This window comes from Streptomyces sp. NPDC101194 (assembly GCF_044767885.1).
GTDB lineage: Bacteria > Actinomycetota > Actinomycetes > Streptomycetales > Streptomycetaceae > Streptomyces.
On the sequence record NZ_JBIWOS010000007.1, the window covers coordinates 129,038 to 143,941 of the forward strand.

General features: G+C 72.6%; 9 protein-coding genes. 6 read left to right on the plus strand and 3 right to left on the minus strand.

The features are described from left to right. The first annotated feature begins 210 nt into the window (after positions 1–210). Positions 211–3,039 (plus strand): penicillin acylase family protein, encoded by a 2,829-nt coding sequence (locus ACIRP2_RS25315; RefSeq protein ID WP_404253966.1) that lies wholly within the window; start codon positions 211–213, stop codon positions 3,037–3,039. Between the two features lie 86 nt (positions 3,040–3,125). Here ACIRP2_RS25315 and ACIRP2_RS25320 read toward each other — a convergent pair whose 3' ends face one another. Beyond that, entirely contained in the window at positions 3,126–4,400 is a 1,275-nt protein-coding gene (locus tag ACIRP2_RS25320) for an exo-beta-N-acetylmuramidase NamZ domain-containing protein (protein ID WP_404253968.1), read from the minus strand. 185 nt (positions 4,401–4,585) lie between these two features. Between ACIRP2_RS25320 and ACIRP2_RS25325 the strand changes: the two genes are divergently transcribed. From ACIRP2_RS25325 to ACIRP2_RS25335, 3 genes are all read left to right on the plus strand, one after another. Further along, entirely contained in the window at positions 4,586–5,350 is a 765-nt protein-coding gene (locus tag ACIRP2_RS25325) for an SDR family oxidoreductase (RefSeq protein ID WP_404253970.1), read from the plus strand. Then, positions 5,347–7,005: an AMP-binding protein gene (locus ACIRP2_RS25330; protein WP_404253972.1), complete on the plus strand. Its 1,659-nt coding sequence runs from the start codon at positions 5,347–5,349 to the stop codon at positions 7,003–7,005. Before ACIRP2_RS25325 ends, ACIRP2_RS25330 begins: the two co-directional genes overlap by 4 nt. 97 nt (positions 7,006–7,102) lie before the next feature. Further along, positions 7,103–7,696 (plus strand): TetR/AcrR family transcriptional regulator, encoded by a 594-nt coding sequence (locus tag ACIRP2_RS25335; RefSeq protein WP_376208664.1) that lies wholly within the window; start codon positions 7,103–7,105, stop codon positions 7,694–7,696. On the opposite strand, the gene ACIRP2_RS25340 is transcribed toward ACIRP2_RS25335, so the two are convergent. Then, positions 7,635–8,624, minus strand: coding sequence for a LysR family transcriptional regulator (locus ACIRP2_RS25340; RefSeq protein ID WP_404253974.1), 990 nt, complete (start codon positions 8,622–8,624; stop codon positions 7,635–7,637). The two genes, ACIRP2_RS25335 and ACIRP2_RS25340, sit on opposite strands and share 62 nt — an antisense overlap. A gap of 74 nt (positions 8,625–8,698) precedes the next feature. Between ACIRP2_RS25340 and ACIRP2_RS25345 the strand changes: the two genes are divergently transcribed. Further along, positions 8,699–8,863, plus strand: coding sequence for a hypothetical protein (locus ACIRP2_RS25345; RefSeq protein ID WP_404253976.1), 165 nt, complete (start codon positions 8,699–8,701; stop codon positions 8,861–8,863). A gap of 57 nt (positions 8,864–8,920) precedes the next feature. After that, positions 8,921–13,576, plus strand: coding sequence for a HEAT repeat domain-containing protein (locus ACIRP2_RS25350; protein ID WP_404253978.1), 4,656 nt, complete (start codon positions 8,921–8,923; stop codon positions 13,574–13,576). A 109-nt stretch (positions 13,577–13,685) separates the two neighbouring features. On the opposite strand, the gene ACIRP2_RS25355 is transcribed toward ACIRP2_RS25350, so the two are convergent. Then, entirely contained in the window at positions 13,686–14,903 is a 1,218-nt protein-coding gene (locus ACIRP2_RS25355) for an acyl-CoA dehydrogenase family protein (protein WP_404253980.1), read from the minus strand. Position 14,904 lies beyond the last annotated feature (1 nt).

Below are 14,904 nucleotides of genomic sequence, written 5' to 3' on the forward strand. Positions count from 1 at the left end.
GTCGCTCGTACTTCGGCGTCAAGGAATGGACGTACGACTGCCCGTTCCGGATCCATCGATGTGCGACGCCGTCCGCCGTCCGGGGCGTCCCGCCGCCACGAGGCCCGCGGCCGCGCATGTGGCGATTCGGAAAAGGTGACTGTTGTTCACCTCAACGGCGGGTCATACCGTCGGTAACCTCCGGCGCATCGGCCTCTCGGAGGAGCACGCATGCCCCCACGCACCGTCAAGTTCAGAGCCGCCACCGTCGCGGCGGTACTCGCGCTCGGCACCACCCTGCTCGCGGCCTCGCCGCAGTCCGGCGCCGCGGCGGCGGAACCGGCACCCGTCACCGACTACTGCCAGGGGCAGTGCGACGACATCCTGCCGCCCGGGGAGAACGGCAACGCCACCCTGGTCGACATCCTCGGCAACAAGGCGTTCGGTACGCACCCCGCCCACAGCGACGATCAACTCGACCGCTACAACGGCCTGGTGGCCGGACACGACGGTCTCACGGACCGGAAGCTGACCGATTTCTTCAACGACGCCTCGTTCGGCGTCCCCAAGGACCAGGTCGAGTCCGTCACCTCGCCGCGCGACGACGTCACCATCACCCGTGACAAGGCGTCCGGTGTCCCGCACATCAAGGGCACCACCCGCTACGGCACCGAGTTCGGCGCCGGATTCGCCGCCGGGCAGGACCGGCTCTGGCTGATGGACCTGTTCCGGCACATCGGACGCGGCGAACTCACCTCGTTCGCCGGCGGCGCGCTGGCCAACCAGGGCCTGGAGCAGCAGTTCTGGCCGCAGGCCCCGTACACCGAGGCCGATCTCGAAGCGCAGGTCGCGTACATCAGGACCCATGAGGGCGCCCGCGGCGAACAGGCCATGGCGGACGCCCAGGCGTATGTCGACGGCATCAACGCGTACCGCGAGAAGTCCAAGAAGGGCCGGTACTTCCCCGGTGAGTACGTGCTCACCGGCAAGATAGACGCCATCACCAACATCGGGGAGATCCAGCCGTTCGAGCTGACGGACCTGATCTCCATCGCCTCCGTGGTCGGGGGTCAGTTCGGCGGGGGCGGCGGCGGTGAGGTGCAGGCGGCGCTCTCGCTGCTGGCCGCCCAGCAGAAGTACGGCGTGGCCGAGGGAACCAAGGTCTGGGAGTCGTTCCGCCAGCGCGAGGACCCCGAGGCCGTGCTGACGATCCATGACGGCACGTCCTTCCCGTACGCGGGCAAGCCCGCCACGGCGCGCGGCACCGCGCTGCCCGACGCCGGGTCCGTCACCGCCGAACCCCTCATCCACGACCGCACCGGCTCCGCGGGCACCGACAGGAAGGCCCCCGTCAAGGCCCCGGCCACGCTCAGGAAGGCCCAGGGCATCTACGACGACGGGGTCGTCCCCGAGGGCTCGCTGCCCGGTTCCGGTTCCGGTGCCCAGAAGCGTGGCATGTCCAACGCCCTGCTGGTCTCCGGGAAGCACACCGCGAGCGGGAACCCGATCGCCGTGTTCGGGCCGCAGACCGGCTACTTCGCCCCGCAGTTGATGATGCTCCAGGAAATCCAGGGTCCCGGCATCAGCGCCCGCGGTGTCTCCTTCGCCGGTGTCGGCATGTACATCCAGATGGGCCGCGGCCAGGACTACGCCTGGAGCGCCACCTCGGCCGGTCAGGACATCACCGACACCTACGCCGTCGACCTGTGCGAGCCCGACGGGTCCGCGCCCACCAAGGACTCCACGCACTACCTCTACCGTGGCACCTGCACCGCCATGGAGACCCTGGAGCGCACCAACTCCTGGAAGCCGACCGTCGCCGACTCCACGGCCAAGGGTTCTTACCGGATGCAGGTCCGGCGCACCCACTACGGCATCGTCACCCACCGTGCCACCGTGGGCGGCAAGCCCGTCGCGTACACCTCGCTGCGCACCACCTACCGCCACGAGGCCGACTCGATCATCGGCTTCCAGATGCTCAACGATCCGTCGTACGTCAAGGACGCCGCCTCCTTCCAGCGGGCGGCGAGCAACATCGACTACGCCTTCAACTGGTTCTACGCCGACTCCCGCACCGCCGCGTACTACAACAGCGGCATGAACCCGGTGCGCGCGGCGGGCGTCGACCCGGCGCTGCCGGTGAAGGCCGAGCGGGCCTACGAGTGGAAGGGATACGACCCGGCCGCCAACACCGCCGCGTACACCTCGTTCGCCGAGCACCCGCGCTCCAGCGGCCAGGACTACTACGTCTCCTGGAACAACAAGCAGGCCAAGGGGTATGCCGCCGCGGGCTTCGGGCTCGGCGCGGTGCACCGGGCCGATCTGCTGGACGAGCGGGTGGCGAAGCTGGTCGAGGAGGGTGGCGTGACCCGCGCCTCCCTCACCCGGGCGATGGCCCAGGCCGCTGTCACCGATCTGCGCGGCGAGCAGTTGCTGCCCGAACTGCTGAAGGTGATCCGCTCCCGGCCGGTCACCGACCCGGAACTGAACTCCGCCGTACAGCAGTTGGAGTCCTGGCGAGCGGCCGGCTCGCAGCGCAGGGAGAGCAGTCCCGGATCGCACGTGTACACCCACGCCGACGCGGTACGGATCATGGACGCGTGGTGGCCGAAGCTGGTCGAGGCCGAATTCAGGCCGGGCCTCGGCGACGGACTGTACGAGGCGCTGACCGCCAACCTCGCCACCGACGAGTCCCCGGCGGCCGGCCACGGACCGAGCGGGGCGCACAGCGGTTCGGCGTTCCAGTACGGCTGGTGGGGCTTCGTGGACAAGGACCTGCGCCGGGTCCTCGGACAGCCCGTCAAGGGACCGCTGGCCGAGGCGTACTGCGGGAACGGCGATCCGGCCGCCTGCCGTGACGCGCTGCTGTCCTCCCTGAAGCAGGCCGCGGCCGAGCCGGCGGCGGAGGTCTACCCGGGCGACGACGACTGCAAGGCCGGCGAGCAGTGGTGCTCGGACTCGATCGTCCACCGGCCGCTGGGCGGCATCGCCCAGAAGTCCGTCCACTGGCAGAACCGCCCGACGTACCAGCAGGTGGTGGAGTTCCCCGCCCATCGGTAGGGCATCCGTGGACCGTCCGGCCCTTCGAGGGCGGAACGCGTGCGCCGGGTGGGCCCGAACTCTCGGGCCCACCCGGCTTCACCGTGTCACCGGTACTGGAGATACCGCTTGCGGACCGACCGGAACGCGGCGAGGTCCTTCGCCCAGGCCCCGACCACCTCGTCCGTGTCCGCCCCCGCGTCGATCATCGTGCGGACGCGGGTGTTGCCGGTGAGCTTGTCGATCCAGTTGTCCGAGCGCCACTCGAACCCGCTCCAGGTCCGCTTCGCCGTCACCAGCAGCGCGATCCCGGTGCGAACCGGGTCGAAGGCCGCACGGTCGTGGACGTGCAGCTGCACCCCGCCGACCGTCTTCCCCTGGAACTTGGAGAACGTCGGGGCGAAGTACGCCTCGCGGAACGCGACCCCCGGCAGACCGAGCGCGTTCACGGCCGCCGCCCACCGGTGGTCGATGCCCTCCGCGCCGAGCAGTTCGAACGGCCGGGTGGTGCCGCGCCCCTCGGAGAGGTTCGTCCCCTCGAACAGGCAGGTCCCCGAGTACACCAGCGCGGTGTCCGGCGTCGGCATGTTGGGGCTCGGCGGCACCCAGGGCAGCCCGGTCGTGTCGAAGAAGTCCGAGCGCTTCCACCCCGACATCTTCACGATGCGCAGGTCCACCGGCCGCTCGGCCAGGAACTCCGCGTTGAAGAGCAGCGCCAGCTCGGTGACCGTCATGCCGTGCGCCTGCGCGATCTCCCGTCGGCCCACGAACGTGGCGAAGGCCGGGTCGAGCACCGGACCGAGCGCCGCCCGCCCGGTCACCGGGTTCGGCCGGTCCAGGACGACGAACCGCTTGCCCGCGAGCGCCGCCGCCTCCATGCAGTCGTACAGCGTCCAGATGTACGTGTAGAAGCGGGCTCCGGCGTCCTGGATGTCGAAGACGATCGTGTCCACGCCGGACGCGGTGAAGACGTCCGCGAGCGGCTGACCGCTCTTCAAGTACGTGTCGTACACCGGGAGTCCGGTCGCCGGATCGTCGTAGCGTCCCTCCGAGCCGCCCGCCTGCGCGGTGCCGCGGAACCCGTGCTCGGGCCCGAAGACGGCGATCAGGTCGACGCGTTCGTCCGGGTGCATCACATCGACGATGTGGCGCACATCGGAGGTGATCCCGGTGGGATTGGTGACGACGCCGACCTTCTGGCCCTTCAGCAGTGCGTAACCGTCCGCCGCCAGCCGATCGAAGCCGGTACGGACCCGGCGCCCGTTGTCCCGCTCCTTGCCGGACGCGGGGGCGGCGGTCGCGGCCCCGGTCCCGGCGGCCGTCGCCGCGAGGGCCCCCACCGCGCCGCCGGCGGCCAGCAAACCACGTCTGGACAGGCTCATTCGGCTACCTCCATGATCGCGACCTCTGTCATGGTCACGCACGCTAGCGCGCGTTCAGGCCATACGGAATGAGCCGGACGTGACGGGTGTGACAGGAGTGCCGCCCAAGCGGTGCCAACCTCTTCCATCGCGACATACCGACTGGTTAGTCTGCTGGTGCAGTCGGCTGAGAGAGGCGGGACCCGATGGGTACGGTGCAGGGCGCGGGCGTAGTGGTCACAGGGGCCGGAGGCGGCATCGGGGCCGCCCTGGCCCGCCGGTTCGCCGCGGAAGGCGCGCGGGTCGTGGTCAACGACCTTGACGAGGCCAGGATCGGTCCGCTGGCCGAGGAGATCGGCGCCACGGCCGTCGCCGGTGACGCCTCGCGGATCGTGGGCGCCGCCCGGGACGTGCTGGACGGCACCGTCGACGTCTACTGCGCCAACGCGGGCCTCGCCTCGCCCGGCGACGCCTTCGCCGACGAGGAGGTCTGGGCCGCCGCCTGGGACGTCAACGTGATGGCCCATGTCCGTGCGGCCAGGGCGCTGCTGCCCGACTGGCTGCGGCGCGGCAGCGGCCGCTTCGTCTCGACCGCGTCGGCCGCCGGGCTGCTGACGATGATCGGCGCCGCTCCGTACAGCGTCACCAAGCACGGTGCCGTCGCCTTCGCCGAATGGCTCTCGCTCACCTACCGCCACCGCGGCATCAAGGTCCACGCCATCTGCCCGCAGGGCGTGCGCACGGACATGCTCACCGCCGCCGGATCGGCCGGCGAGCTCGTCCTCGTCCCCGGCGCCATCGAGCCCGAGGCGGTCGCCGACGCGCTCTTCGACGCCATGGCCGAGGACCGCTTCCTCGTCCTGCCGCACCCCGAGGTCGCCGGGTACTACCGGGCCCGTACCAAGGACACCGACCACTGGCTCGGCAACATGAACCACCTCCAGCAGAAGTGGGAGGAGACCGGCGCATGACCGGGTCCGTCTACGCGGCCAAGCCCTGGATCCAGCTGCTCAGCGAGGCCCAGCGGGCCCCCGTCAGCCCCGCCGAGACCCTGGTCCACGCCTTCCGCGCCTCCGTCGCCCGCAGCCCCGGGCACACCGCGCTCGCCTACTTCGACGGACGCCAGAGCTACCGCGAGACCGACGCGCTCTCCGACGCCGTGGCCGGACACCTCGCGGCCAGGGGCCTGGAGCGCGGCGACCGCGTCGCGATCATGCTGCAGAACACCCCGCAGTTCGTGCTCGCGCTGCTCGGCGCCTGGAAGGCCGGTGCCACCGTCGTCCCGCTCAACCCGATGTACAAGTCCGGCGAGGTCGGGCACGTGCTGAAGGATGCCGAGGTCACCGCGCTGATCTGCGCGGACCGGGCCTGGGAGGCGTATCTGCGGGACACCGCCGCCGACGCCCCGAGCGTGCGGATCGCGCTCACCACCAGCGAGCTGGACCTCCAGGCACGCAACGACGCGCGCGTACTCGGCTTCGAGCGCCTGCCCGTCCCCGAGGACGCCGACGATCTGCTCGCCGTGGCGCGGCAGGGCGCCGGAGCGCCCGAGGGACGCGGACCCACCCGTGCCGACGTGGCGCTGATCAGCTACACCTCCGGGACCAGCGGCACACCCAAGGGCGCCATGAACTCCCACCGCAACATCATGGTCAACGCCGAGCGCCAGCGCGCCGGGCACCCCGTCGCCGAGGGCTCCTCCTACTTCGCGCTCGCCCCGCTCTTCCACATCACCGGCATGGTGTGCCAGCTGGCCGCCTGCCTGGCCAACGCGGGCACCCTCGTCCTCGCGTACCGCTTCCACCCCGGCGTCGTCCTCGATGCCTTCGCCGAACACCGCCCGGCCTACACGGTGGGCCCGTCGACCGCGTTCATGGCACTCGCCGCCCACCCCGGCGTCACCCCCGAGCACTTCTCCTCCTTCCAGGTGATCTCCTCCGGCGGCGCGCCGCTGCCTCCCGCCCTCGTCGAGAAGTTCCGGGCGGGGTTCGGCCCGTACATCCGCAACGGCTACGGCCTCACCGAGTGCACGGCCCCCTGCGCCTCCGTGCCGCCGGAGCGGGAGGCCCCCGTCGACCCGGCCTCCGGAACGCTCTCCGTCGGCGTGCCGGGCCCCGACACGGTGGTCAGGATCCTCGACGAGAACGGTGAGGAGGTGCCCTTCGGCGAGCAGGGCGAGATCGCGGTCCGCGGGCCGCAGGTGGTGTCCGGCTACTGGCGGCTGCCCGAGGCCACCGCCGCCGCCTTCCCGGACGGCGAGCTGCGCACCGGCGACATCGGCTTCATGGACCGGGAGGGCTGGCTGTACGTCGTCGACCGGAAGAAGGACATGATCAACGCCTCCGGTTTCAAGGTCTGGCCGCGTGAGGTGGAGGACGTCCTCCACACCCACCCGGCCATCCGGGAGGCGGCCGTCGTCGGTGTCCCCGACGCCTACCGGGGCGAGACCGTCCGCGCCTACGTCAGCCTCCGGCCGGGCACCGCGGCCGGAGGCGAGGAGCTGGCCGCGTACTGCAGGGAACGGCTCGCCGCGTACAAGTATCCGCGCGAGGTCGAGATCCTGGCCGAACTCCCGAAGACGGCGAGTGGGAAGATCCTCAGGCGGGAACTGCGTTCCCGCCGATAGACCGTCTCGGGCATGACGGACCGCTTTCACGCACGGTGGTCCGTCGCACGCACGCACAGCACGGATTCGCGCACGGTACGGAAGGAAGGTGGCGGCAATGGCCAAGGCGACGGACGGGGAGACGCCCCCCGTCCCTCAGCGGCTGCTGGCCGCCGCCACCCGGCTCTTCGCCGAGCGGGGCTACGACCGGACCTCCGTCCAGGAGATCGTCGAGGCGGCGGGCGTCACCAAGGGTGCTCTGTACCACTACTTCGGTTCCAAGGAGGACCTTCTCCAGGAGGTCTACGCCCGAGTGCTCCGGCTCCAGCAGGAGCGCCTCGACGCCTTTGCCGACGCCGACGCCCCGGTCGAACAGCGGCTGCGGGACGCGGCCGCGGACGTCGTCGTCACGACCATCGAGAACCTCGACGACGCCTCGATCTTCTTCCGGTCCATGCACCACCTCAGCCCGGAGAAGAACAAGCAGGTGAGGGCCGAGCGGCGCCGCTACCACGAGCGCTTCCGGGCCCTGGTGGAGGAGGGCCAGCGAAGCGGGGTGTTCTCCACGGCCACCCCGGCGGACCTGATCGTCGACTACCACTTCGGCTCGGTCCACCATCTGTCGACCTGGTACCGCCCCGACGGCCCGCTCAGCCAGCAGGAGGTCGCCGACCACCTGGCCGATCTGCTGCTGCGCGCCCTGCGCCCCTGAGGGCTGTCCCTCGGTCACCCCCGTCCGGGGGGTACGGGGCTCGCGTCGCCGGCGCCCGTCCGGCGGTCAGCCGGTCGAGGAGCGCCTCCGCCGCGGGATTGCGCGGGCGGGGCGCCCGGCCCGCGAGCACCACCGTCCGCCCGGGTTCCGGTTGGCGGATGCCGACACACGGCAGTCCCGCGTCCTCACCGATCCGACGCGGCACGATCGCCACTCCGATCCCGGCCCGTACGAGTTCGACGAGCAGCCGGATCTGGGTGACGTCACAGGTGATCCGGCGCTCCAGCCCGCAGTGCGCGGCCAGCCGCCGCACCGCCGTCTCCAGACCGGTGCCCGCGCGGAAGTCCACGAACGGCTCGTCGGCGAGATCCTTGATCAGGGTGCGTCCGGCCGTGGCCAGCCGGTGGCCCGGCGCGGTGATCAGCACCAGGTCCTCGTGCCAGGTCGCGAACCCGACGATGCCATCGGGGAGTTCGGCCGCGTCCGGCGCGACGAAGGCGAGGTCCAGCTCACCGGCCCGCACCCCCGCGACCAGCTCCGGCGTCGTCGCCTCGCGCAGCGAGATCTGCACCCCCGGCCAGAGCCGGTGGTAGGCGGCCAGCTCGGCCGCCAGGTCCACGCAGGTCAGCGTCTGGATGGTGCCGATACGCACGCGTCCGGTCGTCAGCCCCGACACCGCGGCCACCGCGTCCCGTCCGGCCCGGGCCCCGGCGAGCACCGAGCGGGCCGACGGCAGCAGCGCCCGGCCCGCCTCGGTGAGGATCACCCGCCGGCCGGTCCGGTCGAACAACTCGGCACCCAGCTCCCGTTCCAGGTTGCGTACGGATGTGCTCAGCGCGGACTGGACGATCAGCTCCGCACGGGCGGCGGCGGTGAACGTGCCGTGCGTGACCACCGCCATGAAGTGGCGGAGTTGTCGAATCTCCATCCATCCACGATATCGATGGCAGCCAGCTGAACCATCTGTTGGACCGACCACCGGAACGGGTCGAAGCTGGTTGTATGACTCACATCCAGCGGTCCGCGCACGTCCCCGGGCTCTGGGCGGCGGCCTACGGCCCGCGCCACGGACCGGCCGTCCGCCTCGCCGCCCGGTGCCTGTTGCGGGTGAGGGCGTTCGCCCGCGACCTGGCCCTGGCGGATCATGTGCCGTTCGGCGGCTACTGACGGCGGAGAGGCGAATTCCGTTGGTGGGGCCGGGAACGGCCCGGTTAGCATCCGACGGTGAAGACGCCGACCGACGAACAGTTCCACGACGGCGTCCGCGGGGCCGACACCGGCCGATTGTCCCGGCTCCTGGACGCGCACGACTGCTCGACGGCGGTGCTCGGACGACTGATCCGGCACGAGGACCCCGGCGTGCGTCATCTGGGGGCGGTCCTGCTCACCGAGCGCGTCGCCGCAGGTCTCTCCGACGCATCGGAGACGGCCGAACTCGCCGCTCTGCTCCCGGTGGAGCTGATGGGACCGCCGGAGGCGGATCTCCTCCTGGCAGGGCTGTACGAGCGGCTCGGCCCGAGGCCGGGGGGCCGGGCCGAGCCGCTTCGGCGCACGGCCGGGACACCGGTACGGGTGAGGATCGCGTGGCTGCGCGCCGAACTCCTCGTCGAGCCCGCGGTGATCCGTGACGAAGCCCCGGGCGAACTCCTCTACCAGGCGGTACGGGAGGCGGACATCACCGGTGCGCACCGGCCGGCGCGCCTGGTGGGCGAACTGGCGGACAGCGGCGATCCGGTGCTGCAGGCCGAGGCGCTGCGGCTCGCCCGGCAGGGGCTGCACGCCGGACTGCTGGCTCCCGCGCTGGTCCGCGAGGGCCTGGTCGGCCAGCTCGGCGCCGACAGCGACCAGGTCGTCGCCGACGCACTGGCCGAACTCGCCGAGCCGTGGGCGGCGGTGGAGCCGTTGCCCGCGGGACGCCTCACCGCTCTTCTCGCCGCCGGTCCGGTCCGGACGCGCCCCGCGGTGGCCGATGCGGCCCTCACGGCCGCCGCTCGCCACGGCCACAAGGAGCTGCTGTGCCGGGTCGTCGCCGATCCGGACCTTCCGCCGCGACTGCGCCGACGGGGCATGGAACTGCTCGGTGATCTGGCGGGCCGCGACGACATCGGTGGACTCGTGGCCGTCGCCGCGGACGACCCCCTGTTGTTCGGCGGACCGGCGACGGCCTGCCTGCGCGGACTGCACCGGCGCGGGCTGTTCGTGGACGGTCCGGACGTCGCGGCCGTCATCGGCCTGGCCCTGGCCGACCACTCGATTCCGCCCGGCGAGGTAGCGACGATCCTGTACACCTGCCGGAAACAGGTGTTCGGACTGCTGACGGAGGCGATCGCCGACGATCCGGGCCGGTCACGACGGCTCGCCCTGCTGGTGGCCCTGGCCGGGCAGGGCACGGGTGAGCTCCCGATCGGCGAGGCGATCACCCGCGCGCTCTCCTCGACCGCCGTCCCCGGTCCGTTCCTCGAAGCGATCCGTGAGCTGCGCCACGCGGACGCCGAGGAAGCCGTGCTCGCTCTGCTGCCCTCGGCTCCCGCGTCGGCCCTGGAGGCCCTGGAGGCCATCGGCGGGCAGCGAACGGTACTGACCCTGCGAGAAGGACTGGGCCTGGGCCCGACCCGGGACGCCGTCGCACCCCATCTGCGTGCCGTACGCCACCGTGCCCTCGAACTGCTGTGGCAGCTGACCCGGGACCCGGAGCAACGGCGCGACCTCCTCCCGCGCCTGGATCCCGCCGACCTGCCGGCACGCATCGCGGCCGACCTCGGCGGCCCGGACGAACGCGAACTGGCCCTGCTGAGCCTTCGCCCGGAGCCGGACGAGCCGATGGCGGCGCTCCGCAGGCTGGCGGCCCACGCCGGTCCCGGCACCCTGCCCGTCGTCGCCGACCTGCTGCTGCGCGTCGTGACCGACCTGGCGGCGTCGGCCGACCGGGAACACGGACGGCCGGGCGGTGAGCCCGTGGTGCCGCAGGAGGCCCTGGACGCCGTGCACGCCCTCGGCCGCCGCCTCCACGAGCGGGGCGTGATCCGGCCCGTCTGCCTGCTGGACGCGGCGGACGCGCGAGAGGCCGGTCACGCACTCGTCGCGACCACGGCGCTGGATCTGCTGGACCGGCCCGGTCTGTCCGACCGCGAACAGGCGATCCTGCTCGAACTGCTGCGGCGGGCCCCCTGGGCGGGCACCCGCGCCCGGGTCCACCGGCTGCTGCGCCACCGCGACCGGCATGTGCGCAAGCACGTCATCGCCCTGCTCGCCCGCGACGCCACCGGCGAGGACGCACAGGCGCTGTCGGCCGGCCTGATCGCGCTCACCACCGCCCGGGACATCCAGACCGTCCGGCAGGCCCTCCTCGCCCTGGGCCACGCACGGGCCCACTGGGCGTCCACCGCGATCGCCGCATGCCTCGGCCGCCCGAACATGAACATCAAGAAGACCGCCGCCGAGGCGCTGGTCCGCGCGGGGACCCCGGCGGTGCTGCCCGAACTGCTCTTCTGGCTCGGGCACCACGACAACCCGGGGCTGCGCGCAGCGCTCGTCGCGGCCCTGCGCGCCGTCCTCGGCGACGCCTACGCGGCGACACTCCTCGCCGCCGCCGAGCACAGCCGGGACGACCGTACCCGCGTACTGCTGCTGGAAGGGCTCGACGGCGCGCTCACGGCCCGGTCGGTCCTGGCGCTGGACGACCAGGCCTCACCGGTGGCGGCCCGCCTGCTCTCCCTGGTGGCCGAGAGGCGGGTGGGCCTGGCCTCCGGAGAGGTGAGGGAACTGGCGGTACCGCTGGCCAGACACGGGATCACCGTATCGGCCGCTGCCCGAGGGCCGGTGGCGGACAGTGCGGCGGAGCGTGACATCAGGTCGCTGGTGGACGGCGGCTGGAGCCCGTCGGTGGCGCTGCGCGTCGTGGAGCGGGACGCGCCGCTGCGCCCCGAGCGGCTGAACGACCTGCGGCCGATGCTCACCGACTGGCTCCGCCTGGCCGGTTCCCGGCCCGCGGTGCGGGACAGGACGGTGCGGTTCGCGCTGCGTGTCTGCCCCGCGCCCCGCACGGCCGGGGAGCTGACGGTGTTCGCCCGGTCCACCCGGGTCCTGCTCGACGCGCTCGCGGACGCCCGGGACGAGGACCGGCACGACCTGCTCGCGGTACTCGAAGAGGTCGCGCCGAAACTGACGGCGGCCGGCCGGCCCGTCGTCGCCGCCGCGATACGGGCCCTGCGCCCCGCAGCCGCGACGCCCGGCCGGTCCACGCTGGCGCTGCTGCGCGGCCTGGGCGCGGTACTGGTCCGCACTGACCTCGACCAGGCACTGGCGTCGGCCCGGCTCGGCGCCGACCCCCGGCGGGCCGGGACCGCCGTGCTGAGGGAGGCGTTCGCGGTCCCCGAGTCCGCCACCGCCGACATCTCGGCCGAGGCGCGGGCATGGTGGGCGGCGCTGGACGGCGCGGTGCGGGACCCCGGCACGCTGGAGGAGTTCCGGCGACGGGACGACGGCACGGTCGGCTCACGGGACCGGCTGAACGCGCTGATCGAGGTCCACCACGGCGCGGCCCCCGACGTCCGGGCCGCGCTGCTGGACTGGATGACGGCGCTCCAGCCCCTCGACGCGCCGCCCTGGACCATCGTCGAGACCGCCCGCACCCCCGCGCCGCTGCCCCGGCAGGTGCATGTCGACGATCTCGACCAGCCCCGCTCGACCGCGTTGCGGGAACGCCTGCTGGACATGCTGGGATCGACCCACCCGGACCGCAGCAAGACCGCTGCCCTGGCGCTGGCGAAGTGGCCCGAGCCCGAGGCCCGGCTGCCGGTGCTGCGCGCGTTCCTCCGCGGGCGCGTCGACATACCCGTCGACGCCGACCTCGCCCGCGCGCTGGGTGCCGTCGACGAGACGGAGCTCCGGGGGGAGGACATCCTGCGCGACCGGGTGGCTCTCGTGGCATCGAGGCTCGACCCGTGGGCACTGGAACCGCTCGTACCACTGCTGCTGGAGTGGTGGGAACAGGCCCCGCCCACCGTCGGACCCGCGCTCGGCCGGACACTGCGCGCGTACCCCGCCGACGCGCTCGCCAGGGCACTCGGCGACCGCCTCGACGCCGGGGCCCGGGGCTTCCTGGACCTGCTCCTCGACCGCGGACTGCTGCGGACCCCGGCGCTCACGCGGACCTGTCGCCGGCTGCGCGCCGAGGGCCGCGGCGAACTCGCGGACCGGCTCCTGCTCGTCGACGGTCCGCTGCGTGATCCGGGCGCCGTCCCGCGGGACGAGGCGGCTTCGGCCGCGCCCGGCGATCGTGCCGCTGCCGCGCCGGCCGGAGCCCCGCGCCGGCCGTCCCGGCGGGAACTGCTCGACCTGGCCCGAGCCGGTACCCCGGAACAGATCGGCCGGGCCCTCACGGAACTGGTCGAGGCGCACGCGGGCCCGGCCCCGGACGAGGATCCCGGACTGCGTGATCTGCTCGCGGAGTTGCTGACCCATCCCCGGGTCGGGGTCCGCCTGCGTGCCCATCGCACCTCACGGACGATGCTGGACCGGCGGACCCACCTGGACCACACGATGCTCCTGCTGGACGACCCCCGGCCGGACGTGACGCGCTCGGCGATCCGTACGCTCTGCCACGCCGGCTGGGAGCCCGCGATCCCCGCTGTGACGGCACTGCTCGCGCACCCGCATCCCGTCGTGCGCAGGACGGCGGCCGAGGGGCTGGCCGGGATGGGCGGGGCGGCGATCGGTGCCCTGCGCCGGGCCGCCGCCCACGCCCGCCCCGACAGACGCTCCCTCTACACCGACGTCCTCGACCGGATCGGACGACCGGACCCGCACGGCAACACCCCGGACCCGCCCGCCGGCGAGGCGAGGCGACCCGGCGACGACCGGAGCCCACGCGGAGACTGAGAACGGCCGGTCACGAAGGAGCCCTGCGCCGCGGGCCGGGCCCGTTCGGCGATCGAGGACCGGGCGGCAACCGGGCGGTGGTCGCGCACACCCCGCGCCGGGCCACCGCCTACAGGTACCGCTTGATCTCGCGCCGGGCCAGCGACCGCTGGTGCACCTCGTCCGGCCCGTCCGCCAGGCGCAGCGTCCGTGCCGCCGCCCAGAGTTCGGCCAGCGGGAAGTCCTGGCTGACGCCCCCCGCGCCATGCAGTTGCACCGCCCGGTCGAGGATGTCGACCACGGCCCGCGGGGTGGCGATCTTGATGGACTGGATCTCGGTGTGTGCGCCCCGGTTGCCCACCGTGTCCATCAGCCATGCCGTCTTCAGGACGAGCAGCCGCAGCTGCTCGACCGTGACCCGCGCGTCCGCGATCCAGTTCTGTACGACGCCCTGCTGGGCGAGCGGCTTGCCGAAGGCCGTACGGGACACGGCCCGCCTGCACATCAGCTCGATCGCCCGCTCGGCCATGCCGATCAGCCGCATGCAGTGGTGGATGCGCCCCGGCCCCAACCGGGCCTGGGCGATGGCGAATCCGCCGCCCTCCTCGCCGATCAGGTTCGCGGCGGGCACCCGTACGTCCGTGAGGACGACCTCGGCGTGACCGCCGTGGTAGTGGTCCTCGTAGCCGTACACCCGCATGGCGCGCCGCACTTGGAGACCGGGGGTGTCGCGCGGGACCAGGATCATCGACTGCTGTCGGCGGACGTCGACGTCGTCTGCGGTCGCAGTCTTTCCCATCACGATGAAGATCCGGGAGTCCGGGTTCATGGCCCCGGAGATGTACCACTTGCGGCCGTTGATGACGTAGTCGTCGCCGTCGCGCACGATGCGGGTCTCGATGTTGGTCGCGTCCGACGAGGCCACCTCGGGCTCCGTCATCGCGAAGGCCGAGCGGATCTCCCCGGCGAGCAGCGGCTCCAGCCACTGCTTCTTCTGCTCCTCGGTGCCGAACTGGAGGAGCACCTCCATGTTTCCGGTGTCCGGGGCCGCGCAGTTGAGTGCAGTCGGCGCCAACTGCGGTGAACGTCCGGTGATTTCGGCGAGCGGGGCGTACTGGAGATTGGTCAGCCCGGCCCCGTGGACGGCATCCGGGAGGAAGAGGTTCCACAGTCCCTGCCGCCGTGCCTCGGCCTTCAGGTCCTCGACGATCCCCGGGGTGTCCCACGGGGAGGCCGACTGCGCGCGTTGTTCGTCCGCGATCCTCTCGGCCGGGTGGACGTGCTCGTCCATGAAGGTGAGCAGCTTGGCGCGCAGCTCTTCGGTGCGGGCGTCGAAAGCGAAGTCCATG